The organism is Mesobacillus harenae, assembly GCF_013343715.1.
GTDB lineage: Bacteria > Bacillota > Bacilli > Bacillales > Cytobacillaceae > Mesobacillus_A > Mesobacillus_A harenae.
This window is the reverse complement of the sequence record NZ_JABUNR010000013.1, coordinates 99,565-121,287: the sequence shown is the minus strand read 5'-3', so window position 1 is coordinate 121,287 and position 21,723 is coordinate 99,565. Positions and strand designations below refer to the sequence as shown.

Genomic DNA, 21,723 nt, shown 5'->3' with positions numbered 1-21,723 from the left:
CTCATTCCTATGCAAGTGAAAAGAAGCAGGTTAAAGGCTCTAATTACATTCGTTATGCTAAAAGTCACAGAAAGCTTTAACTTGAGTATGTAAAATTATTTTCAGGGGGGTTATCCTATGGAAAAAGACGTTAAAGTATTAATTGTAGATGATGAAGAACGAATTAGAAGATTGCTAAAAATGTATTTAGAGCGTGAAAACTACATTATTGAAGAGGCAGCGGACGGAAATGAGGCACTTGCAAAATCATTAGCCAATGATTATGACGTAATATTGCTAGATCTAATGATGCCTGGGAAAGACGGAATTGAAGTATGCCGGGAACTAAGAGAGAAAAAATCTACCCCAGTGATTATGCTTACTGCCAAGGGAGAAGAAGTTAATAGAGTTCAAGGCTTTGAAGTTGGAACTGATGACTATATTGTTAAACCTTTCAGCCCGAGAGAGGTAGTTTTAAGAGTCAAAGCAATGCTGCGCCGCTCGTCGAGTACCAGCTATTTACAGACTGAGACGACAACAAAAGATGTAATCGTTTTTCCACATTTGACTATTGATAACGACGCTCACCGTGTAACTGCCGACGGAAAAGATGTAAGTTTAACACCAAAAGAATACGAACTTTTATACTTTCTTGCCAAAGCTCCAGATAAAGTGTTTGACAGAGAACAATTATTAAAGGAAGTTTGGCACTATGAGTTTTTTGGAGATTTAAGGACCGTAGACACCCATGTTAAGCGGCTTCGTGAGAAACTCAATAAAGTGTCCGAGCTGGCTGCTAAAATGATTGTTACAGTATGGGGGGTAGGATACAAGTTTGAGGTCGTCAATGAATGATGTTTTGGCGTAGTGTAGTTGGTAAGCTATGGATTACTATCCTTTTACTCGTTTCTTTTGTACTTTTTATACTGACCGTTTTGCTTTTAGAGTTCTTTGAAAATTATCATGTTAATGAAACGAGAAGTGATTTAACAAACACAGCTTTAAAAATTTCAAAAATATTATCTGAGCACAATTCAGATGAAATGCCGATCAGTTTGGAAATTACCTGGGAGCTTATTGATGACGTTACAGGGGTGGTGGTAATAGAGGACTATGACACTTATTATTATTCCCCTAATATTCAAGAATCGGGCAGGCTACCTGTATCCTATATACTGAACGACAAACAGCTATCAAGAGTATTTGAGGAGAACCAAACAATAGACAAGGTGTCGTTTTCTCCCTCAGGTGATGGCAATGGAGATACGCAATATTTAATAATCGGCGCCCCAATTCAGAACGGTGAATGGGAAAATGGTGCGGTGTTTGTTTATCAATCTCTAAAGGTAATGAAGGAAACAACACAGCAGACAACGAAATTTATCCTGCTTGCGGCTGGAGTAGCAATTGTATTAACAACTATATTTGCTTTTTTCCTATCAACAAGAATTACTGCTCCGCTTAGGAAAATGAGAGAAGCCGCTTTTGAAGTTGCAAGAGGCAAGTTTGATACGAAGGTACCAATTTTGACGCACGATGAAATTGGCGAGCTGGCAACAGCCTTTAACCAAATGGGACGGCAGCTGAAATTTAACATGAATGCGTTAAGTCAGGAAAAGGAACAGCTAGCTAGTATTTTAAGCAGCATGGCTGATGGAGTCATCACTTTTAACAGAGATGGAACTATATTAATTACCAATCCTCCTGCTGAGCAGTTTCTTAGCTACGGCGATTATGATCAACACAAAAAAGGAGTGAATGAAGCCGATTCACTCCCAGCTGAGTTGATGGAACTGTTCCAGTTATCTGTAAGCACGGAAAAAGAACAGATAGGTGAAATCGCCTTCCAGGGACGCACATGGGTGATTATTGTAAGTCCGCTTTATAACAAAAAGGCTATACGCGGAGCAGTTGCAGTGGTTCGGGATATGACTGAAGAGAGAAAACTCGACAAGCTTCGGGAAGACTTTATTGCTAACGTCTCACATGAACTAAGAACCCCTATATCAATGATGCAGGGCTACAGTGAGGCAATTGTTGATGGAATTGCTGAAACAGATGATGAAAAAAGGGATATGGCTAGAGTTATATATGATGAATCTCTTCGAATGGGAAGGCTCGTAAACGAATTGCTCGACCTTGCTCGTATGGAATCAAGCCATATTTTGCTTTCGGCCGAACCAGTTGAGATTGGTCCCTATATCAATAGGATAATTCATAAATTTCAAGGGTTAGCAAAAGATAATGGTATTGAACTGTATGCTGAGCTTGAAGACAAGGATGAATCCTTTAAATTTGATCCAGATCGAATTGAACAAGTTCTTACAAATTTAATTGATAATGCCATTCGGCATGTTCCTGCAGCTGGGCACGTAACCGTTAAGCAAAGAATGGACGAATGGGGCCTTGTTATCGAGGTTAGTGACACTGGAGAAGGAATACCAGAAGAAGATCTTCCATTTGTTTTTGAAAGATTCTATAAGGCAGATAAGGCTAGAACCCGTGGCCGTGCTGGCACTGGTCTAGGTTTAGCAATTGCTAAAAATATTATCGAAGCCCATAAGGGATACATTTCGGTTAAAAGCAAACTGGGTCAAGGTACGACATTTTCCTTTTTTATTCCACGAAATTTTGATTAATAGCCAGTTTTTTGCCGACTTTTCTTGATTCACAAGAAACATATGGCAAGAGAACTTTAAAGCCCATCCTGCTACAGAGATGGGCTTTTTTCTTTTTTAGGCTAGGGTTAGAGGACAATAGACGATATTTATATGGCTTTGTTAAACTTTCCCTTTGAGCTCCTGCTAACACACTTAGCTTCACGCAAGCATTTCTGTAGTCTCCCATAGAATCCTCGTAAAACAGAGGATTATCCTACAAAATTTTCCTGCAGCAATCCATTCACAGTCTTTCTTTTTCAATCAAAGTGGAATATATTTAAAATATGTAACTTTTTATACATAAAATCCGACTAAATAAATGAACGGGGAGGAAGCAGCCTTATGAACTCCGTTTTTGATGACTTATATGCCAAATATCATCATGACGTGTATCAATTTTTATTTTATATGGTGAAAAATAAGGAATTAGCTGAGGACCTTGTTCAAGAGGTTTATATCCGTGTATTAAAATCTTATGGAAGATTTGAAGGAAAAAGCAGTGAAAAGACTTGGCTTTTTTCCATTGCCCGGAATGTAGCGATCGACCATTTTCGGAAACAAAAGGGTTGGAAGCAGAGAATACTAGAGAAGTTCGACTTCACTACTCAGGATATTAAAGACGATGAACTAATGCCAGAAGAGCTAGCGCTAAGAAATGAAAATACCCAATTCATGTATAAATGTCTCGATCAGTGTACGATAGACCAAAGAATGGTTATTATTCTTCGCTATATTCAAGAACTGACAATTACTGAAACAGCAGAATCCCTTGGATGGACGGAAAGTAAGGTAAAGACAACACAGCATAGGGCTCTTAAGGCACTAAAAAAATTAATGGAAGATAGGATAGAAAAGGAGGGTTTATCTGATGAGGAAGTCAGAGTTGAGCGATAAGCAGCTTGAAGAAATGCTTCGGCAAATGCCAAAGATAAAAGATCAACGTGATCCTCGTGATATTTATCAGAATATTGCTTCCAAAGTAGAAAAAAAGAAACGGGCGGTTTGGCTTTTTCCTGGGCTAGCAGCATCGGCGGCTGCCCTGCTGTTCATCATATTAGCGCCAACTCTTCTGGATTGGAATTTTAGTATGCAAGAAAGCAGCGAACAGAATTCTTCTGCGTATGATACAAGTGAAAATGACCAATCTGCCAACACTATACTTGCAGATACAGATAAAGCAGACTCAGCAAGTATGTTTGAGGCGGCAGGTCAGGAGGAGGAGATCACTTCCCTTGCTGAGGCTAAAGAAGCAAATTTGGGTGTTACAGCAGTTTATGAGGAGGATTTGAATGGAAGCCAAGTTCTTACTTACGCTATCCCTGACCCTAATGCTTTGGTTACCATCCCTGTTAGTGTAGTAGTTCCTGAAGATAAAACTAAAAGTGATTTTGATCAATATAAAGATACGATGGATAGCTTAAGAGAAGAAGAATGGGGACTAGCCGACTTTTACCCACTAAACGCCGAATTAAGCTTTGATCCTTCTATTAAAACGGTTAAAGCAGATCTTCCAAAAGATCATCAATATGGGATAGGATCTGCTAATGAAATTATGTTTTTTTCAGCTATGGAAAAAACCTTCGAAAATTTAAATGTCGAGAAAATAAACCTGTATACAGATGGTAATGACGGCGCGATATTTGGCAATTTTGGAGAAATTAAAGAAATCTCTATAAAGGACCCAGGAAACCAAGCTTATTTCTTCTACTATCTGCCTGACAGCAGTGTCCCTTATCTTGTTCCATTTACGGAGAACTTTAAAACGATTGATGCTGCGTATGATCAAATGACAAAGGATCACGAAACGTCTGGCTTAAGAGCATCGATACCAGCTGGAATTAAAGTCCACGAGCTAAGTGGAGTTGAGGGAGCAACCTTACAGATAACACTTAAAGAAGGAACAGAATTAACAGAAAATATGCTGCATAGTTTTGAGGCTATGCTGCTAACAGCTAAAAGTTTTGGTTTTCAAGCAGTGAAAGTTGTTGGGGCAGAGACAGATACTTTAGGCCCGTTCAACCTTAATGAGGAAATAAAGCTTCCTATTGCTCCTAATAAAAGAGAGATTCGAAATTAAAGGGCCAATGTTTGGCCCTTTTTTAATTGAATGCGATCTAGCTCCAATGTCTAGCCCCTCGAAAGCGATTCCCTCCAGATGTTTAAGCCTCTCCTGCGTTTGTCAAAGCTAAACAGCCGGCTTGCATTTGGTTTGTTTGGGCTGGCCATTAAGGAAAACTGTTAATTGCATGATTTTCGCAGGAACAAGATGTTTTTTTTGCTTGTTCCGAAGAGCTTGTGCTTTAATTCTTTTCTCCGCTGGCTCATTCAATCCGGAAAGATGTCAGCATCAACGGACCGACTGCTTATCTAATCTTTTTCCTTTTTTATGCATAAAAGAGTGAAGACTTTCCACATAATAACAAATGTGCTTTTTGAAGGCCTCTGCCGATGACAGTTTGTTCTATTCTAAAAAGGCTTGTCATAGGGTGGATAGAAGTACAAATGTTAAGGAGGAAAAAAATGAGAGACTACATAAAACGATTCCTGATTGCGGGAATTATGGCTTTTTTTATAAGCTTGCTGTTTCTGGGCGGGAAAAGTATTCAGGCTCAAACTGTTAATATTGAGGAAGTAACTGCTCATTGGATCTGGCCTTCAGATGGGGTAATCACTGATGGATTCGGCACAAGACAGGGTAATCATAAAGGAATTGATATTGCAGCAGAATTTAAATCACCAATTTATTCGGTAGATAATGGTGTGGTTACAAAATCCTATTACTCTTATTCTTATGGACATGTCATATTTATTTCACATGAAAATGGATTTGAAACCGTGTATGCACATTTAAATAAAAGACTTGTAACTGAAGGACAACCTGTTAAGCAAGGAGAAAAAATCGGACAGATGGGGAATACTGGTGATTCATCCGGTGTTCATCTTCACTTTGAGGTTCATCAGAACAAGTGGACCTACGGCAAAGAAAATGCCTTTGATCCTGCTGTAGCTCTGGGAGAGGCAGAAGTAGGGCAATCAGTATACGCAGCAAGTGCAGGACGGGATAGTCGTTCAACAATGGAGGCTGCAGCTGGACTGAAAAGCCAAGACCCTAACATCTACGAACCAACAGACAATAAAACAGAACAGAAGTCTGTAGATGGAATTATTCATACAGTTTCGCCTGGGGAAACGCTTTGGTCTATTTCGCAAAAATACGATTCAACGGTAGAGGTGATTAAAAGCGAGAATGATGTGAAAGGGAGCCAGATTATTCCTGGTCAGCAGCTTTTCGTGAAGAAGAATGATTCCAAACAATATATCGTTTCAGCAGGTGATACTCTCGTTCACATAGCCGCTAAAACAAATACTTCTGTTAAAGAGTTAAAGGCTTTAAATGAACTAAAATCAGACAGGATTCATCCTCAGCAAATCCTGAAAATCTCACAAAATTAAACTGCTTTAATATTAGTTAAAGGTAAATATTAAATTGCATGAGCGATAAGGAAAAGAACTTTAGTGAGCATATGTGACCTAAAGCTGCTCGAAGGCTATGGGCTCCTCGCAAGATACTCATGGAAGCTAGGGTTGCAGAAAACTGGCTAGGGCTGGAGCAGGGTGCAGACAACGCATATTATCCGTAACTTGGAACTCTATAATAGGTAAACATAAAAAAAGCCGGAAATTTTTCCGGCCTTCTGATTAGGAGAGCTATCGTTTTAAAAAGAGTATCTAAGAGGTCCTATCGATCCCTTTAGAGTAAAATCCTATTGATTGAAACAATATCATCCAATTTAGAAAGAATATCAACAATTTTATCATCAACTTGTTTGTCAAATGACAAGACCATGATCGCTTCACCGCCAGCTTCTTTTCTTCCCACCTGCATTGCCGCAATATTAATGCCAAGATCTCCAATTATTTGACCAACACGGCCAATAACACCCGGGCGGTCCATGTGCTGAATATAGAGGAGATTTCCTTCAGGGTGGAAATCGATATTAAAACCATTCAAATTAACAATTCTCGGCCCATAGTTCTCAATATATGTTCCTTGAATTGTAAATACACTGTCCTCGCCTTTAGCAGTTACGGATATGCTGTTTGCGTAACCGTGAGTATTGGAAGAGATTTTCTCTCCAACGGTGATGCCACGTTCTTTAGCAGTGTGCATTGCATTTACTTCATTCACATTAACATCGATTCGATTTCTAAAGAAGCCGGCCAATAATGCTTTTGTTAAGTAGGAAGTTTCTAAATCGGCAACTGTCCCAGAATAAGTAATGCTGAGCTCATTTACCCCTTTTTTGATACATTGGGATAAAATAGAACCCATTTGTTTGCCAAGCTGGTGGAAAGGGCGGATCTTTTGGAATACATCTTTAGAAATAGCTGGAAGGTTGATTGAATTTGATACAGGTTTCTCTTCAAAGTACTCTCTAACCTCGCGTGCTACCTGAGTGGCAACATTTAACTGAGCTTCCCTTGTTGAAGCCCCTAAATGAGGTGTTACGATTACGCTGTCGAGTTTTAGCAGCGGATGGTCACCTGGAGGCTCGACTTCGAAAACATCCAGAGCAGCGCCAGCGACATGGCCCATTTCAATAAACTTAGCGAGTGCTAGCTCATCTATAATTCCGCCTCTGGCACAGTTAAGCAAGTAAACTCCCTTTTTGGTTAAAGGAAGGGTCTGTTCATTAATAAGTCCCCTTGTTTCGTTAGTAAGAGGGGTATGTACAGATATGATGTCAGCCTGTTTTAGAACTGTTTCTAAATCAGAGGATTCTACTCCTAGGTTTTTAGCTCGCTCCTTAGTAAGGAACGGATCAAATACGTTCACGTTCATGCCAAAAACCTTTGCCCTTTTTGCTAATTCTGTCCCAATCCGGCCCATCCCGACAATTCCTAACGTCTTCCCATAAAGTTCTGAGCCAATATACTGGTTGCGTTTCCACTCATAATTCTTTACAGATTGGTGTGCTTGAGGAATGTTTCTCATTAGCGATGCCATCATAGCAAAGGTATGTTCTGCTGTCGAAATCGTATTCCCATCTGGTGCATTTACCACAATAATTCCGCGACGGGTAGCAGCATTAACATCAATGTTGTCGACACCGACACCTGCTCGAGCAATAATTCTCAGACTCGGCATTTTATCTAATAGTTCGTCAGTAACTTTTGTAGCACTTCGAACTAGCAGAGCATCCACTGTGCTCAGGTCGACTTCAGGTGAATCAACTTTCTCTTGGATAATGTTGGCGTTTTTCAGTTCTAAGAGCGGCTGTAGCCCTTCTTTGTTTATGGAATCAGCCACAAGAATTTGATACATAACGATCCCCCTAAAAGATACACTAATTTTCTGATTATTTTACAGGGCGAATATTCATCTGTCAATTTCTATTAAATGTTCATATTTTTATGTAAACGCTTCATTCCTTAATTTAATAACATTAACGAGAAAAAAAGTTTTTTGGACTGGTCTTATGATATCCCAGGCTAATAAATTCTATGTTGCAGTCGTATGATTCGACAATAAATAAACAAAAGATGCGAGTTGTTTTGCTGGCCGACGAAAAGTGTGGGGTGGTCTAATAACAATTTATACGCATGCAAGGTGCTTATAAAGGATACAGACAACAAATAGGATTGGTGATAACTTAAAACAATCGTGGTTTCCAAACAGACAAAAGCCCTTCAGGGTATGAAGGGCTCGAGCCATACGATAAAAATTTATTCGAACTTTAATGCATCGCCATTGAATGGATCATCGGCAACTTTGATGGAGTCAGTAGGGCATCCTTCGAACGCATCCATCATATCGTCTATTAGGACGTCAGGAATTTCTACAATTCCTTCGTTTTCATCGAGTGTAACAAAGGCAATGCCTTCATCGTCGTAATCATAAATATCTGGAGCAGCTGCACCGCAAGCTCCGCAAGCAATACATGTCTCTTTGTCTACAATAGTGTACTTTGCCATGAATATAACCTCCCAGGTATTAAACAATTTACTCGTACGTATCCCTTCCGAACGCGGAAACGTATTCCTCTTACTTATTGTAAAACTGTATGACCAACTTTTCAATAAAAAAAGTAATGAGAATGCTTATCAGAATAGCTTTTGAGAAAGATAGTCATTCAAAAAAGTACAGTCTTACATGCATATTCATGCTAAAATAAAATTAATAGGACAGGTTTAATGCCAATATTATTATTATGATAACAGTGGAGTGTTCATGCATGCATTCCTAATTTTTTATTGAATGGTGATTCTAATGACGATTTCTTATTTTGAAATGATAATCCTTTATTGCCTTAAACAAATAAATGGTGAGAGAACGCTCTCTTCTCTGTATCATCTGTTTCAGGGGAAAAAGTCAGCTCAGACGATCCAGGATGCACATTTGTTTGAGCTTTCGCCTTTCTTCCATTCATTTCCCTCTATTCGCCGGGAAGATCTTACCGAAACAGCTGAGACTCTTGAAAAAATGGATCTTGTGAGCAAACAGCACGAACCTCTTCGATATAGATTAACATCGTCAGGACTAAGGCTTTTAGAAAGTCAGACAGCGAATCCCGAACCAAGGTATTTGCAAGGTTTGAGATATCAACATATGGAAGGTCCATTATGGGAAAGGTTAACACTGCTGATTCAGGTTTGTTCCAACCTTATACATCATCAGAACAGTTATATACCCGTTCAAAGAAGAAAAGAAACAATTGAATGGGTGAAAAGCTTTATCATCAGGCAGTCTAACAGCCGTGAAACTTTGGCAGAAAACCTTTATAGTGAACTAGCTGATTGCTTAGAATCAGAAATAAGGAACGAATTAAGACCCTCTTTTTTTGTAATGAGGTTAACTGGCTATAACAGAATCGGACTTACCTCTCGTCAGGCTGCTGAGAGGGCTGGCGTGGAACTGAGCTACTTTCATCTCCAATTTCTTAATGTACTGCACTTTGTGATCTATAGTATCACCACCCATAAAGAACGTTATCCTTTATTAGCGTCGCTGGTTACAGAGTCAGGGTTTGGAATTTCGATAACAGTGTCGGCTGAAAAAACTTATCAGCTATTGTTAAAGGGTTATACACTGGAGCAGGTCGCTTCTATTAGGAATTTGAAAAAAAGTACAATTGAGGACCATATTGTAGAAATAGCTTTATCTGTAAAGGATTTTGATATTAATCCCTACGTGACTATAGAAAAACAGCAGAGAATTGGGCAGGTTGCAGCAGTGGCTTCCTATCGGAAATTAAAGGATATTCGCGAACAGGCTCCTGATGCCAATTATTTTGAAATTCGTCTTAGCATGGCAAGGCTGGGGGATCAATCATGAACATAAACTTAGAAGCTCTTCTAAAAAAACATTTTCACTATGATACATTTAGAAGCGGACAGAAGGAAGTTGTGCAAACTATCCTAAGTGGGCAGCATGCTCTTGCTATGCTTCCAACTGGAACAGGCAAATCACTTTGTTATCAAATACCAGGATATATCTTTGATGGGCTGGTCGTTATTGTTTCCCCATTGCTTTCTCTGATGCAGGATCAAGTTGAGCAAATGAAAGCAAGAGGAGAGAAAAGAGTGGTTGCCTTAAATTCTTTTCTGACTCCTCATCAAAAAAAAAATGTGCTTTCCAATTTGCAAAGTTATAAATATGTTTTTATTTCGCCCGAAATGCTTAGAATGCCTATAGTTTACGAAAAACTGCAAAGTATAAATATCTCTCTTTTTGTCATAGATGAGGCTCACTGTATTTCACAGTGGGGCTTTGATTTCAGGCCTGATTATTTAAAATTAGGAGAGATCCGTGCTAAGCTTGGAAATCCAATCACTCTTGCCCTCACTGCAACAGCGACAAAAGAAGTTAGAGAGGACATAATTCGTTCATTAAATCTTCAAAGCTGCAATGAAATAATATACTCTGTCGATAGACCGGCTATTTCAATGTCTTTTGAACATACCGAAACTTTTCAGGACAAATCAAACCGCATACAGGAGTTAATTCAGGATTTAGAAGGACCGGGCATAATTTATTTCTCCAGTAAAAAGGTTGCAGAACAAACAGCAAGCATGCTGAGATCTCATGGTAATAGCAGGGTGATGGCTTATCATGGAGGCCTTGAGCAGGAAGACAGAATTTTAATTCAGCAGCAATTTTTATATGGCCAACTTGATGTTATTTGTGCAACAAGTGCATTTGGAATGGGAATAAACAAGGAAAACGTCCGTTATGTTATTCATTTTCACATGCCGATGCAGCTGGAGTCATATCTTCAGGAAATTGGCAGAGCTGGAAGAGATGGAAACAAGAGTTTGGCGATTTTGCTTTATTCTACAGGTGATGAACAGCTTGCTTATCAGCTTGCGGAAAAGGAACTTCCAGACCCGTTTCAGATTGACCGTCTTATTGAATGGCTAGCCCCTGATTTTGATTTAAGTGTGCATGAGTCTAAGAAAGAGGAAATCATGCATTACTGCGGTCTAACAGATACACAGTGGAGAGTCGCCTCAAAGCTGATGGAAGACTTATCCTGCAGTACAGCTGATGAATATAAAAAGAAAATAAAAACTTTTATCGAGCAAAGATTAGAACTTAAAAAAACTAAAATCAGAAAGATGCTTCATTTGGTCCAGCTAACCAGTTGCAAGCGTGAGTATGTTTTGAACTATTTTGCTGAATCTGCTTTAAAACCTCCTGAAGACTGCTGCAGTTCGTGCGGGATAAATACCGATTCTTTTTTGAAAAAGAATTCCCAACCGGAGAAAAGCAATGTTAATAATTTTGATTGGAAAAAGGAATTGAAACAGATATTACTAAACTAGGTGAGCTGACAAGATGAAAAATAAGTATACAGAATTAATTAACCAGCTTTCGGACAGGGAATTACTTTTCCACCTCTATGCAACTCAGGTTTTGCTTGTGGTGCTTTCGCTTATTTTTGGCTTTTTCTTGTTTAATGACTTTACCGAATTCCTGCAATTATTTAATTGGAACGATATTAACATACTATTGATTGGTGGATCGGCAGCGCTTTTAATCGTAGCGACGGATCTATTCTTAATGAAGGTCTTGCCGGAAAAAAGTTATGATGATGGCGGCTTAAATAAAAGGATCTTTAGCAATAAAAAGATTCTTCATATCGCTTTTATTGCTGCTATTGTCGCACTGGGAGAAGAAATATTTTTTCGTGGCGTAATCCAAACCCACTTTGGATTACTAATCTCCAGCACGATTTTCGCTCTGGTCCATTACCGCTACCTATTTAACTGGTTTTTATTTTTAAATATCATTCTTTTGAGCTTTTTTATTGGATTTATCTATCTTTGGACGGAAAATTTATCAGTGACAATCTTTATGCATTTTTTGATAGATTTCCTTTTAGGAGTATATATAAAATATAAAACTCCGGAACGGGAGGAGATGCTGAATGAATAAGGAAACTCCTTATCGAGACCAAGCTGAACGCTTAAGGAAGAAGATTGACAGGCCCAAATTAGCAGAGGATGAAAATTCAGGCACCCTTCCGCCCAGAAGTGAGGTTCATCAACAAAAAGTACCCAAAACTAAATTAAAATTGAAATATCCTGTGATTAGGCTGCTTGTGCTATTCTTTATCTTACTGCCATTAACGATTTTCAGTATCTACTCCTATCTTGACGCGGATACTGGAAATAGTGCTTTAGATTCTATTGCCGGGGAGCGAAAAGGTTTTGAGATGGTTAATTTAATAGAGAAGACCGCCCCCCCTGTGGATAAAGAAGAACAGAAAGTAAACGACACTGCTGAAACTGGTGGTAACAGGGCTGAACCTGTAATTGCCCCCCTTGCGGATAATTCTGAAGAAGGAAATAAGAACACTCCTTCTTCCTCCGTTTCAACTGGTGAAGCGGTAAAGGCTCCTGCTGCTGTTAAGGAACCCAGCCGGGAACAGCAGCAACCGGAAATAGACGAAACTGAAGGCGAACCCGCGGAGCCTTTAGCAGATGATCAGGTTGTGTATCACACGGTACAGGCCAAAGAAACTCTCTACCGCGTTGCTATGAAATATTATAAATCCCAAGAGGGAATAGAGATTATTAAACAGGCGAATTCTATTAAAGATAATGAAATTTGGGTCGGCCAGGTGTTAACGATTCCTTTATAATGATACAAGCAGAGACCAGTTGGAATATTGCTGGTCTCTTTTAAAATAGCAGTTCATGATTAAATTGATAAGGTTACTAAGACCCTGAATCAAACTAATTTTTGCAGACAAGCAGGCTTATATCTTAAATATCATATCCTTTCGGACAGGTTCATATAATGGTTTTAGAGGAGGAGGAAGCCATGGAACCGTCTATATTAATGCTTGATGAACGGACTGATCAAACTGCAAAAAAGATGCTAGATAATGTAGTGAAAAGAAAAAGGAAATTTGAAAATTTGAAAAGCAGACATATTCTTGTCATGTGCTTAACAATGGCATTTGCCTTCTTTTTCTTCCTTTATTTATTTTTGACAGTGGTTCAGCCTTATTCCTATTCATTTGCGCAAATGTTTACAGCATTCGTCAGTGATAGTGTAAATTTATACTTGCTTGTAATAGTGGTGGGCACATTTGGTTGGATGAATTTACTTAGGGAAAAGAGAGAAAAGGCGGAAAAAGAGTATCACGCTTTACGGTGTGAAATAATTGATAAAAGCAAAGATCTTTGGAAAAAGGAAGATGAATGGAAAAGCCGCCATTTGGTGTTTGAATTAATGAACACCAAATATGACATAAACCTCTATCATGAGAATAAATAATATATGATTTATTCGTCAAAAGGATAAACCAATAAATTGTAGCTTCTAGTCTTCCGAAATTTATCAATAGAAATAACTTTTCACCCTTCTACACTAAGGAGGTTTTTTCACCCGCTGTTGAATCTATTGTAATGTAAAATTAATTTGGACTGAGGTGTGAAAAATGTTTGTGAAAAGTATAATGATACCTAATTATTCGTGCGTTAAAGTTGAGTATAATGAAACATTGCAAGAAGCGCTGGAAAGGCTTGAAGCCCATCAAATAGATGGAATGCCAGTTTTAAAGGCTGACCAGTATGCTGGAGTGGTAACCAGGAATGCAATATATGAACAATTTTTTAAAAGTGGGCAGAACCAAGAAGAGTTTTTAAAAAATACGCAAGCACAGGATGTTGCTGTTTACCAGGAAAAGTATTTACAGGGAAATGAAATTTTTGAATCTACCTTGATTGAACTAAAGGATTTTCCGCTTCTAGCAGTAGTAGATGAGAATCGAGTCTTTAAAGGTGTGGTTACTCGCAGCGACGTACTCGATCAGTTTCAAAGTGCATTTGGAATGAACCGAAAAGGAGTCAGGATTGCGTTCACTTCAATAGAGCTCGAAGGAAGAATCGCGAGGCTGTCAGAAATTGCCCACCACTTCCATGAACATATAATATCATTGGTTACTTTTGATGAAACAGATAAACTAGTCCGAAGAATCGTCATGAAAATCGAAAAGAAAGATAATATTAACAAATTTGTGCAAAAACTCGAAGATTCAGGATTTCGTATATTGGATATTTACGAAGATTGATTTTCGAATATAGGAAAAAAACTTAAACCCTTTCATACATTGGTATGGGAGGGTTTTTATGCTTAAATATTTGATTCAGCTGATTACAGGTTTTGTTAGTGGGTATTTGTTTATTCAATGGGTTCCTATACCTCTTCCTTTTGTCTTCTCAGAGCTTGTAGTGGAATTTGTATTAGACCCGCTTGAATTCTTTGCAGCTGCGTTGGCATTCATTTTAGGAGTTACATCTCTAGGCAGCATCATCGAAGATGGCTTTGACCATACAGTAAAATTCTTCAAAGGAAAACGAACCTCTTTTTTAGGGGTGATCGTTCTAGTATTAACTTTGATTGGCTTTTATTTCTTATTTAACGAAGGGTTTTGGCAAACATCTATATTTTTCGGTTTTTCTTGCTTATATGGTATGATCTCAGTAGATAAAGCAGCAAGGAATTGACTTCAGTATTTTTTACATTAGATTGAAAAGGATTTGATAACGGCCAATGGTCATTTTTTTATTGGTTTTTTTAGGAATTGCAGTTGGAATGTTAGTACATATGTATAAAGAAGCACAAACAGACCGAGTCATAATTAATAAACTTTTCTTTTCGGATTTTCCAAAAAGCTTTGGCGAAGTCACTATTTTCTTTATCTCGGATATCCATCATCGAAAAGTTTCGCAGCAAATCATTGAACAGGTTAAGGGTAAGGCGGATCTAATTGTTATTGGTGGCGACTTGGCTGAAAAAGGAGTTTCCATGTCCAGAATAAAGGAAAATCTTCTCAAATTAAAAGATTTAGGGCCCGTTTATTTTGTTTGGGGAAACAATGATTACGAAACAGATTCCCATGAACTTGACGCACTCTTATTAGATTTGGGAATTAAAATATTGGATAACACGGCAGTTAAATTTGAATCTGATTCTGGTGAGGAACTCGTCATGCTTGGCGTTGATGATGTGGGGCTTGAAAGGGACAGACTTGATTTGGCATTAGCGGATGCTGGAGACAATGGTTTCAGAGTGTTAATCAGTCATAATCCAGTTATTTTTAAAAAAATAGACCAGAATAATCGGATCCGGCTTGTAATTAGCGGTCATACTCATGGAGGCCAAATCCGTATATTTGGATTTGGTCCATATGAACTTGGAGGAATAAAAGAACATGGAAATACAACTGTACTGACGAGTAATGGATATGGCACGACAAAAATACCCTTAAGACTTGGAGCTCCGGCTCAAACCCATCTAATCACGCTCAGTCATTCTGAGCGAAGAGAAAGCTGATACGGTGAAACATGGGATAGAAATAAGGAAGCTTTACAAGTGGATTACTGCGCATCGTTTAAACAAATTAACTCACCATCCTGCGAATCATTCATAAACTAAAATAAGAGTTTTGTTCACGGCAGGGGGCATTATGATGCGCTTAGAGCGGATAAATTTCAATAAAATAAAGGTTTTTTTAACAATTGACGATCTATCGGATAGAGGGCTGACAAAAGAAGATATCTGGAAAGATTCAATGAAGTGGCACCAATTATTTTACGACATGCTTATTGAGGCAAGCGAAGAGTTTGATTTTGAAATTTTAGGGTCTGTTACAGTTGAAATATTTTCCCTTCAAGGACAGGGAATGGTTATGATTGTAACCATGCAAGAACATGAGGAAGAAGATGAACCATTTGATGACGGGTTCATTGAAATGCAGGTTACTGTAGAAGGGTCTGAGGATATCCTTTTTGAGTTTCACAATATTGAGGATGTCATTCAATTATCTAAAAGGCTAAAGGAAAGCGATATTTACGGCGGATCCCTATACTGCATGAATGATACTTACTATTTTTACTTTGAGGAACCATCTGCAGATGAAATGAACAAAACGGTATCCATTCTTGCTGAGTTTGGCAATCCTTCATTAATGAGTATTCACAGGATTTTAGAGTATGGAAAAGTAATTATTAAAGAAAAAGCGGTCGAAACCCTAGTTCATTTCTTTTTTTAATGAGCGGGTTCACCGCTTTTTTTTTGGAGATTTCTCTAATGAATGATTTTCGAGAGTGAATTTAACTATGAATGGAATTTGTACGTTTCTTTTTAAATTGTAGGGGAAAATAAAAAATAAGATTTCGCGGCATGAAATTTTATGCCGTTCTTGACAGCGTTTTCATTTAATGTTCTTAAAATGCAGAAAAGTGCCTTTTATTCTTGCATATAACAGACAAAGGTGTATACTATGTCTTGAAAGCAGACAACTATCCGCAAAAGTGATTTTAGGAGGTTTGTAAATGGTTGCCGAAAACGGTAATGAAAAACCACATACAGAAGATAAACATGATGTACTGAAATCTACACAAACGGTGATTCACAGAGCTTTAGAAAAGCTAGGTTATCCCGAAGAGGTATTTGAACTATTAAAAGAGCCAATTCGAATGATGACAGTAAAAATGCCGGTGAGGATGGATGATGGTTCTGTAAGAATCTTCACTGGTTTTCGTGCACAGCATAATGATGCAGTTGGTCCTACAAAGGGCGGCATACGTTTTCATCCACATGTAACTGAAAAAGAGGTAAAAGCCCTTTCTATATGGATGAGTTTAAAATGCGGTATCGTTGATCTGCCTTATGGAGGCGGTAAAGGGGGCATAATTTGTGATCCGCGGGATATGTCGTTCAGGGAACTTGAGAGACTCAGCCGTGGATACGTCCGGGCAATTAGTCAGATTGTTGGACCTACTAAAGATATACCTGCACCAGATGTATTTACCAACTCACAAATTATGGCTTGGATGATGGATGAGTACAGCCGGATTGATGAATTTAATTCACCAGGCTTTATTACAGGTAAGCCACTTGTCCTTGGTGGATCTCACGGAAGAGAATCGGCGACAGCAAAAGGAGTAACTCTTTGTATCAGAGAAGCAGCTAAGAAGAAAGGCATTGAACTAAAGGGTGCAAGAGTTGTCGTTCAGGGATTTGGTAACGCGGGAAGTTACCTGTCGAAATTCATGCATGACGCTGGCGCGAAAATAGTTGGAATTTCCGATGCATACGGAGGTCTCCATGATCCTAATGGGCTCGATATTGATTATCTTCTTGACCGCCGCGACAGTTTTGGAACGGTGACCAAACTCTTTAATAACACAATAAGCAATAAGGAGCTTTTAGAGCTTGATTGTGACATTCTTGTCCCTGCTGCTATTGAAAACCAAATAACTGAGGAAAATGCCCACAACATCCGCGCAAGCATTGTCGTGGAAGCTGCAAACGGCCCTACAACTCTTGAGGCAACTGAAATTCTGACCGACCGCGGCATTTTATTGGTTCCAGATGTTTTAGCATCAGCCGGTGGTGTGACCGTATCTTATTTCGAATGGGTACAAAACAACCAGGGCTACTACTGGACAGAAGAAGAAGTGGAAGAAAAGCTTGAAAAAGTTATGGTAAAGAGTTTTAACAGCATTTATGATACAGCCCAAACCCGCCGTGTTGATATGAGACTCGCTGCATATATGGTTGGTGTAAGAAAGATGGCAGAAGCAAGCCGATTCAGAGGCTGGATATAAATAAAAGCGGAGCCGACTGTCAAGAAACGAGAAAAAATCATAGAAACGAGTCATCTCCGTTGAATCAAATAGAGAAATCTCCTATCATTTACAGGTAGGAGATTTTTTATTTGAGTATTTATATAACGAACTATTAAGACTAAAGGGTAGCATAGGCTAAGGGCAGGGGAAACTGCCGAAGGCTGTGTATTGCCGGTTTTTAAGGAGTGGAATATAAATGGAAAACGCAGAAGTTATTATTGTCGGCGGAGGACCTTGTGGACTATCAGCCGCGATAGCCTTGAAAAAGATAGGGAAAGCACCACTTGTTATAGAAAAGGGAAATATCGTTAATGCAATTTATAATTATCCTACCCACCAGACGTTTTTCAGCAGCAGTGAAAAGCTCTCTATTGGAGAAGTGCCATTTATTACAGAAAATTATAAACCAAAGAGAAACCAAGCTTTAACCTATTATAGAGAAGTGGTTAGAAGGGAGGAGCTCGATATTCGTTCTTATGAGGAAGTAACAAAGGTAAATCGTTTAGACGATGGTGCTTTCTGTGTTTCCACAAGTATTCAGGAATACATAACTCCTTATGTCATAATTGCAACTGGGTATTATGACCACCCTAACTATATTGGTATACCTGGAGAGGAATTAACGAAAGTTTCTCATTACTTTAAAGAAGCCCATCCTCATTTTAATCAGGATGTAGTTGTAATTGGTGGAAAAAATTCTAGTATTGATGCAGCAATTGAGCTCGAAAAGGCAAGGGCAAAGGTAACAGTTCTTTACAGAGGTAGAGAGTATTCCAAAAGCATTAAACCTTGGATATTACCGGAATTTGAATCATTAGTCCGTCACGGAAATATCGCAATGGAGTTTGGTGCTCAGGTTAAACAAATAACCCCCACTACGGTTGTTTATGAAAGAGATGGGCAAGAATTCATTTTAAAAAATGACTTTGTCTATGCAATGACAGGTTATCATCCCGATCATAAGTTCCTTCAGAAAATGGGAGTCGATATTGACTCTGTAACAGGGAGACCGAGCCATAACCTTGACACTATGGAGACAAATGTAAAAGGGATATTTATTGCGGGAGTTCTGGCAGCAGGCAATAACGCTAATGAAATCTTTATTGAAAACGGTCGTTTTCATGGGGGTCAGATTGCCAAGACCATTAAGGATCGAGAAAAATAATAAACTGGGCAGCGAGAGCTTCCCAGTTTATATATCAACTAATTCTTGCTTAAAACTGAAACATTCTTTCTATTTCAGTCATTTCCGTTGTTTCCTCTAGCGCAATTAATAATTTAATCCTCGCTTTTTGGCCATTAAGTCCGTTAGAAAAAATTACTCCATGATCCTTCAATTGTCTTCCGCCACCTTCATAACTGTAAATATCCTGAGCAATACCATTGAAACAGCGTGAAACTAATACAACAGGTATGTTTTGTGCAATAAGACTAATTACTCCTGGAACGGCCGATGGGGGAAGGTTTCCTTGTCCGAGTGCTTCGATGACTACTCCTTCAACTCCTATCTCTTTAATGGCGTATAGGAGCGTAGAATCCATTCCTGCATGAGCTTTGATTAGGACAACTTTCTTATCTGCAGATGAAATCGTATATTTTTCTTTCTTTGCAGGTAAGTGATGAAAAATAACTCCGCGTTTTGTTACGATCCCAATTGGTCCATATTGCGGACTTTGAAAAGTTGATACATCACTTGTATGGGTCTTTGTCACGTTATCAGCCGTATGAATTTCATCGTTTAGGACTACAAGAACCCCTTTTCCAATCGCTTCTAAGCTAGATGCCACCCTTACTGAAGAAATAAAGTTATAAAGCCCGTCCGAACCAATTTCGTTGCTGGATCTCATAGCGCCTGTTACGACAATCGGAACTTCAGATTTCACGGTCAGTTCCAGAAAATAAGCTGTTTCCTCAAGAGTATCAGTTCCATGTGTGATTACTACACCATCAATTAAATTTTTCTCAGTATAGGCATCTATAAGTTTTTTTAATTTCATCATTTCTATAGATGTTATATGAGGAGATGGCCAATTGAAAGGCTCTTCTAAAAAAAAATTTGCAAGGTTTGAGAGCGTAGAAGTTTGTGAAGATAGTGGATTTACTTTTCCAGGGCTGACAGCTCCATTATTATCCTCACTCATTGAAATAGTCCCGCCCGTATGAATGATTAGAATATTCTTTTTCATGCTATATATTTCCCCCTTGTATGCAACTACCGATTAAGATTCTATTTTTTTTCTATAAGTAACATGATACGATGAAGGAAACGAATTGAAAAGAGGACAGCTCATGTTAGGAATAGTTACTGCGGGTATTGCACCCGGGCTGGCTCTATTAAGTTATTTTTATTTAAAAGACCATTATGAGTCAGAACCGTTTTCTATGGTATTTAAGACTTTTCTGTTTGGCGCTCTCCTCGTGTTTCCAATCATGTTTATTCAGTACGTCTTGGAAGCAGAAAATATAATCCAGTCTGATATTGTGACAGCATTCGTAGCCAGCGGGCTGCTTGAGGAATTTTTTAAATGGTTTATATTATTTTATACGGTCTTTCAGCATGTTACCTTTGATGAGCCTTATGATGGAATCGTTTATGGCGCTTCTGTGTCACTGGGATTCGCGACAATGGAAAATGTGTTTTATCTCTTGGGGAATGGGATGGAATACGCCTTGGGCCGAGCCTTATTGCCTGTTTCCAGCCATGCTCTGTTTGGTGTTATTCTTGGCTATTATCTTGGTAAAGCAAAGTTTACTCCCGGCACAAAGTGGAGATGGCTTGTTTTGTCTTTATTGATTCCAGTTTGTCTTCATGGAACCTACAATTATATCTTGATTACCCTTGAACAATGGATTATTTTAATGGTGCCTTTTATGATCTTTCTTTGGTGGCTTGGTTTGAGGAAGGTGAAAAAAGCGAGAATATTAAGTGATAAACATTACGAACAACAGATGTTTAGCAAACCCTTCATTATTGAAAAATGAGGGTTTTTTTCTTTTTATAGGAGATTTTTGTATAAAACTCTTAGACATACAAAAAATAGGGTTAATCTTAAAGGCTAAATTAGGGGGGTACTTACGATGAAGACTAAATCTTTACCGATAAAGTTGTTGATTATAACCGTGATGTGTTTGTGCTTGTTTACAGTAAGCAGCGATGAACAGATTGTCAGTGCTTTCTCCGACCAAGTAATACAGCATGGTGCTGTTGGAGATGATGTTATCGAACTGCAATCACGTCTGCAGTATCTTGGTTTTTACAATAAGAAAATTGACGGAGTGTTTGGCTGGGGCACCTATTGGGCTTTACGGAATTTTCAATATGAATTCGGTCTTCCAATTGACGGTCTCGCGGGCCAAGCAACAAAAGCTAAACTTGTTAAGGCCTCTAAGTACAATAAACAATTCGTAAAAGAACAGGTGCAAAAAGGTAATAATTTTACCCACTATGGCGGAACGGATTTGAAAAAACAACAAAAGCCAGCTGGTGGCGGAGGTGGGGGAACTCCCGCAGGACAAGGGCAGCAAGCGACTCCAAAAAAACCGACGGCCGCAAACGTGCCAAATGGATTTTCACAAAATGATATCCAGTTAATGGCGAATGCTGTCTATGGTGAGGCAAGAGGAGAACCGTATGAAGGCCAAGTAGCAGTGGCCGCCGTTATTATTAATCGTGTAGAGAGTGGTACCTTTCCTAATACTGTCTCAGGAGTGATCTTTGAGCCATTAGCCTTTACTGCAGTGGCTGATGGGCAGATCTGGCTGACTCCAAATGAAAGAGCAAAGGAAGCGGTCATAGATGCATTAAATGGATGGGATCCAACAGGAGAAGCGCTTTATTACTTTAACCCTGCTACCGCAACAAGTAAATGGATTTGGTCTAGGCCACAGATTAAACGGATCGGGAAACATGTATTCTGTGAATAGGGGGGATGTA

The 21,723-nt window shown here is 38.8% G+C and carries 21 protein-coding genes; 18 read left to right on the top strand and 3 right to left on the bottom strand.

All coding sequences use genetic code 11. The annotated features are described in order from the left end of the window. The first annotated feature begins 117 nt into the window (after nucleotides 1-117). The 5 genes from HRJ06_RS16470 (at nucleotide 118) to HRJ06_RS16450 (ending at nucleotide 6,092) form a co-directional block, all read left to right on the top strand. Nucleotides 118-834 (top strand): response regulator transcription factor, encoded by a 717-nt coding sequence (locus HRJ06_RS16470; RefSeq protein WP_174734053.1) that lies wholly within the window; start codon nucleotides 118-120, stop codon nucleotides 832-834. Then, nucleotides 831-2,618, top strand: a complete 1,788-nt coding sequence (locus HRJ06_RS16465) for an ATP-binding protein (RefSeq protein WP_174734052.1) — start codon at nucleotides 831-833, stop codon at nucleotides 2,616-2,618. The genes HRJ06_RS16470 and HRJ06_RS16465 overlap by 4 nt, the downstream gene beginning before the upstream one ends. Before the next feature lie 363 nt (nucleotides 2,619-2,981). Next, nucleotides 2,982-3,533 (top strand): RNA polymerase sigma factor SigX, encoded by a 552-nt coding sequence (sigX, locus tag HRJ06_RS16460; RefSeq protein ID WP_174734051.1) that lies wholly within the window; start codon nucleotides 2,982-2,984, stop codon nucleotides 3,531-3,533. Beyond that, entirely contained in the window at nucleotides 3,508-4,716 is a 1,209-nt protein-coding gene (locus HRJ06_RS16455; RefSeq protein ID WP_174734050.1) for a negative regulator of sigma-X activity, read from the top strand. The genes sigX and HRJ06_RS16455 overlap by 26 nt, the downstream gene beginning before the upstream one ends. A gap of 443 nt (nucleotides 4,717-5,159) precedes the next feature. After that, the gene (locus tag HRJ06_RS16450; protein ID WP_174734049.1) at nucleotides 5,160-6,092 is read left to right on the top strand and encodes a M23 family metallopeptidase; all 933 of its coding nucleotides are present in this window, start codon (nucleotides 5,160-5,162) and stop codon (nucleotides 6,090-6,092) included. Between the two features lie 298 nt (nucleotides 6,093-6,390). Here the strand turns inward: HRJ06_RS16450 and serA are convergent, their stop codons facing one another. Then, nucleotides 6,391-7,965: a phosphoglycerate dehydrogenase gene (gene serA, locus HRJ06_RS16445; RefSeq protein WP_174734048.1), complete on the bottom strand. Its 1,575-nt coding sequence runs from the start codon at nucleotides 7,963-7,965 to the stop codon at nucleotides 6,391-6,393. A 401-nt stretch (nucleotides 7,966-8,366) separates the two neighbouring features. Beyond that, entirely contained in the window at nucleotides 8,367-8,615 is a 249-nt protein-coding gene (locus HRJ06_RS16440) for a ferredoxin (RefSeq protein ID WP_174734047.1), read from the bottom strand. A 295-nt stretch (nucleotides 8,616-8,910) separates the two neighbouring features. On the opposite strand from HRJ06_RS16440, the gene HRJ06_RS16435 reads away from it, so the two are divergent. The 11 genes from HRJ06_RS16435 to HRJ06_RS16385 all read left to right on the top strand — a co-directional run bounded on the left by HRJ06_RS16435 (nucleotide 8,911) and on the right by HRJ06_RS16385 (nucleotide 18,954). Further along, nucleotides 8,911-9,975, top strand: a complete 1,065-nt coding sequence (locus HRJ06_RS16435; protein ID WP_174734046.1) for a YpbB family protein — start codon at nucleotides 8,911-8,913, stop codon at nucleotides 9,973-9,975. Beyond that, the gene (locus HRJ06_RS16430) at nucleotides 9,972-11,465 is read left to right on the top strand and encodes a RecQ family ATP-dependent DNA helicase (RefSeq protein ID WP_197969995.1); all 1,494 of its coding nucleotides are present in this window, start codon (nucleotides 9,972-9,974) and stop codon (nucleotides 11,463-11,465) included. The genes HRJ06_RS16435 and HRJ06_RS16430 overlap by 4 nt, the downstream gene beginning before the upstream one ends. Before the next feature lie 13 nt (nucleotides 11,466-11,478). Further along, a complete protein-coding gene (locus HRJ06_RS16425; protein WP_174734045.1) occupies nucleotides 11,479-12,078 on the top strand; it encodes a CPBP family intramembrane glutamic endopeptidase in 600 nt (199 codons plus the stop codon). After that, nucleotides 12,071-12,787, top strand: a complete 717-nt coding sequence (locus tag HRJ06_RS16420) for a LysM peptidoglycan-binding domain-containing protein (protein WP_174734044.1) — start codon at nucleotides 12,071-12,073, stop codon at nucleotides 12,785-12,787. Before HRJ06_RS16425 ends, HRJ06_RS16420 begins: the two co-directional genes overlap by 8 nt. Nucleotides 12,788-12,969: 182 nt before the next feature. Then, the gene (locus HRJ06_RS16415; protein ID WP_174734043.1) at nucleotides 12,970-13,428 is read left to right on the top strand and encodes a YpbF family protein; all 459 of its coding nucleotides are present in this window, start codon (nucleotides 12,970-12,972) and stop codon (nucleotides 13,426-13,428) included. A gap of 163 nt (nucleotides 13,429-13,591) precedes the next feature. Further along, nucleotides 13,592-14,224, top strand: a complete 633-nt coding sequence (locus tag HRJ06_RS16410) for a CBS domain-containing protein (protein ID WP_174734042.1) — start codon at nucleotides 13,592-13,594, stop codon at nucleotides 14,222-14,224. A 58-nt stretch (nucleotides 14,225-14,282) separates the two neighbouring features. Continuing rightward, on the top strand, nucleotides 14,283-14,660 hold the full coding sequence (locus tag HRJ06_RS16405) for a hypothetical protein (RefSeq protein WP_174734041.1): 378 nt from the start codon (nucleotides 14,283-14,285) through the stop codon (nucleotides 14,658-14,660). A 46-nt stretch (nucleotides 14,661-14,706) separates the two neighbouring features. After that, the gene (locus tag HRJ06_RS16400; RefSeq protein ID WP_174734040.1) at nucleotides 14,707-15,489 is read left to right on the top strand and encodes a metallophosphoesterase; all 783 of its coding nucleotides are present in this window, start codon (nucleotides 14,707-14,709) and stop codon (nucleotides 15,487-15,489) included. 136 nt (nucleotides 15,490-15,625) lie between these two features. Continuing rightward, nucleotides 15,626-16,207 (top strand): genetic competence negative regulator, encoded by a 582-nt coding sequence (locus HRJ06_RS16395; protein ID WP_174734093.1) that lies wholly within the window; start codon nucleotides 15,626-15,628, stop codon nucleotides 16,205-16,207. A 283-nt stretch (nucleotides 16,208-16,490) separates the two neighbouring features. Continuing rightward, entirely contained in the window at nucleotides 16,491-17,768 is a 1,278-nt protein-coding gene (locus tag HRJ06_RS16390; RefSeq protein ID WP_174734039.1) for a Glu/Leu/Phe/Val family dehydrogenase, read from the top strand. 217 nt (nucleotides 17,769-17,985) lie between these two features. Further along, the gene (locus HRJ06_RS16385) at nucleotides 17,986-18,954 is read left to right on the top strand and encodes a YpdA family putative bacillithiol disulfide reductase (RefSeq protein WP_174734038.1); all 969 of its coding nucleotides are present in this window, start codon (nucleotides 17,986-17,988) and stop codon (nucleotides 18,952-18,954) included. 49 nt (nucleotides 18,955-19,003) lie between these two features. Here HRJ06_RS16385 and HRJ06_RS16380 read toward each other — a convergent pair whose 3' ends face one another. Next, nucleotides 19,004-19,975, bottom strand: a complete 972-nt coding sequence (locus HRJ06_RS16380) for an asparaginase (RefSeq protein WP_174734037.1) — start codon at nucleotides 19,973-19,975, stop codon at nucleotides 19,004-19,006. Nucleotides 19,976-20,078: 103 nt separating this feature from the next. Here HRJ06_RS16380 and prsW point away from each other — a divergent pair, with 103 nt between their 5' ends. Then, the gene (gene prsW / locus HRJ06_RS16375; protein ID WP_174734036.1) at nucleotides 20,079-20,771 is read left to right on the top strand and encodes a glutamic-type intramembrane protease PrsW; all 693 of its coding nucleotides are present in this window, start codon (nucleotides 20,079-20,081) and stop codon (nucleotides 20,769-20,771) included. 141 nt (nucleotides 20,772-20,912) lie between these two features. Beyond that, nucleotides 20,913-21,713, top strand: a complete 801-nt coding sequence (sleB, locus tag HRJ06_RS16370; protein WP_422392739.1) for a spore cortex-lytic enzyme — start codon at nucleotides 20,913-20,915, stop codon at nucleotides 21,711-21,713. Nucleotides 21,714-21,723 lie beyond the last annotated feature (10 nt).

Coding starts and splice junctions, on each gene's coding strand:
- HRJ06_RS16470 (WP_174734053.1), top strand. CDS start 118: ATGGAAAAAGACGTTAAAGTATTAATTGTAGATGATGAAGAACGAATT.
- HRJ06_RS16465 (WP_174734052.1), top strand. CDS start 831: ATGATGTTTTGGCGTAGTGTAGTTGGTAAGCTATGGATTACTATCCTT.
- sigX (WP_174734051.1), top strand. CDS start 2,982: ATGAACTCCGTTTTTGATGACTTATATGCCAAATATCATCATGACGTG.
- HRJ06_RS16455 (WP_174734050.1), top strand. CDS start 3,508: ATGAGGAAGTCAGAGTTGAGCGATAAGCAGCTTGAAGAAATGCTTCGG.
- HRJ06_RS16450 (WP_174734049.1), top strand. CDS start 5,160: ATGAGAGACTACATAAAACGATTCCTGATTGCGGGAATTATGGCTTTT.
- serA (WP_174734048.1), bottom strand. CDS start 7,965: ATGTATCAAATTCTTGTGGCTGATTCCATAAACAAAGAAGGGCTACAG.
- HRJ06_RS16440 (WP_174734047.1), bottom strand. CDS start 8,615: ATGGCAAAGTACACTATTGTAGACAAAGAGACATGTATTGCTTGCGGA.
- HRJ06_RS16435 (WP_174734046.1), top strand. CDS start 8,911: ATGACGATTTCTTATTTTGAAATGATAATCCTTTATTGCCTTAAACAA.
- HRJ06_RS16430 (WP_197969995.1), top strand. CDS start 9,972: ATGAACATAAACTTAGAAGCTCTTCTAAAAAAACATTTTCACTATGAT.
- HRJ06_RS16425 (WP_174734045.1), top strand. CDS start 11,479: ATGAAAAATAAGTATACAGAATTAATTAACCAGCTTTCGGACAGGGAA.
- HRJ06_RS16420 (WP_174734044.1), top strand. CDS start 12,071: ATGAATAAGGAAACTCCTTATCGAGACCAAGCTGAACGCTTAAGGAAG.
- HRJ06_RS16415 (WP_174734043.1), top strand. CDS start 12,970: ATGGAACCGTCTATATTAATGCTTGATGAACGGACTGATCAAACTGCA.
- HRJ06_RS16410 (WP_174734042.1), top strand. CDS start 13,592: ATGTTTGTGAAAAGTATAATGATACCTAATTATTCGTGCGTTAAAGTT.
- HRJ06_RS16405 (WP_174734041.1), top strand. CDS start 14,283: ATGCTTAAATATTTGATTCAGCTGATTACAGGTTTTGTTAGTGGGTAT.
- HRJ06_RS16400 (WP_174734040.1), top strand. CDS start 14,707: ATGGTCATTTTTTTATTGGTTTTTTTAGGAATTGCAGTTGGAATGTTA.
- HRJ06_RS16395 (WP_174734093.1), top strand. CDS start 15,626: ATGCGCTTAGAGCGGATAAATTTCAATAAAATAAAGGTTTTTTTAACA.
- HRJ06_RS16390 (WP_174734039.1), top strand. CDS start 16,491: ATGGTTGCCGAAAACGGTAATGAAAAACCACATACAGAAGATAAACAT.
- HRJ06_RS16385 (WP_174734038.1), top strand. CDS start 17,986: ATGGAAAACGCAGAAGTTATTATTGTCGGCGGAGGACCTTGTGGACTA.
- HRJ06_RS16380 (WP_174734037.1), bottom strand. CDS start 19,975: ATGAAAAAGAATATTCTAATCATTCATACGGGCGGGACTATTTCAATG.
- prsW (WP_174734036.1), top strand. CDS start 20,079: ATGTTAGGAATAGTTACTGCGGGTATTGCACCCGGGCTGGCTCTATTA.
- sleB (WP_422392739.1), top strand. CDS start 20,913: ATGTGTTTGTGCTTGTTTACAGTAAGCAGCGATGAACAGATTGTCAGT.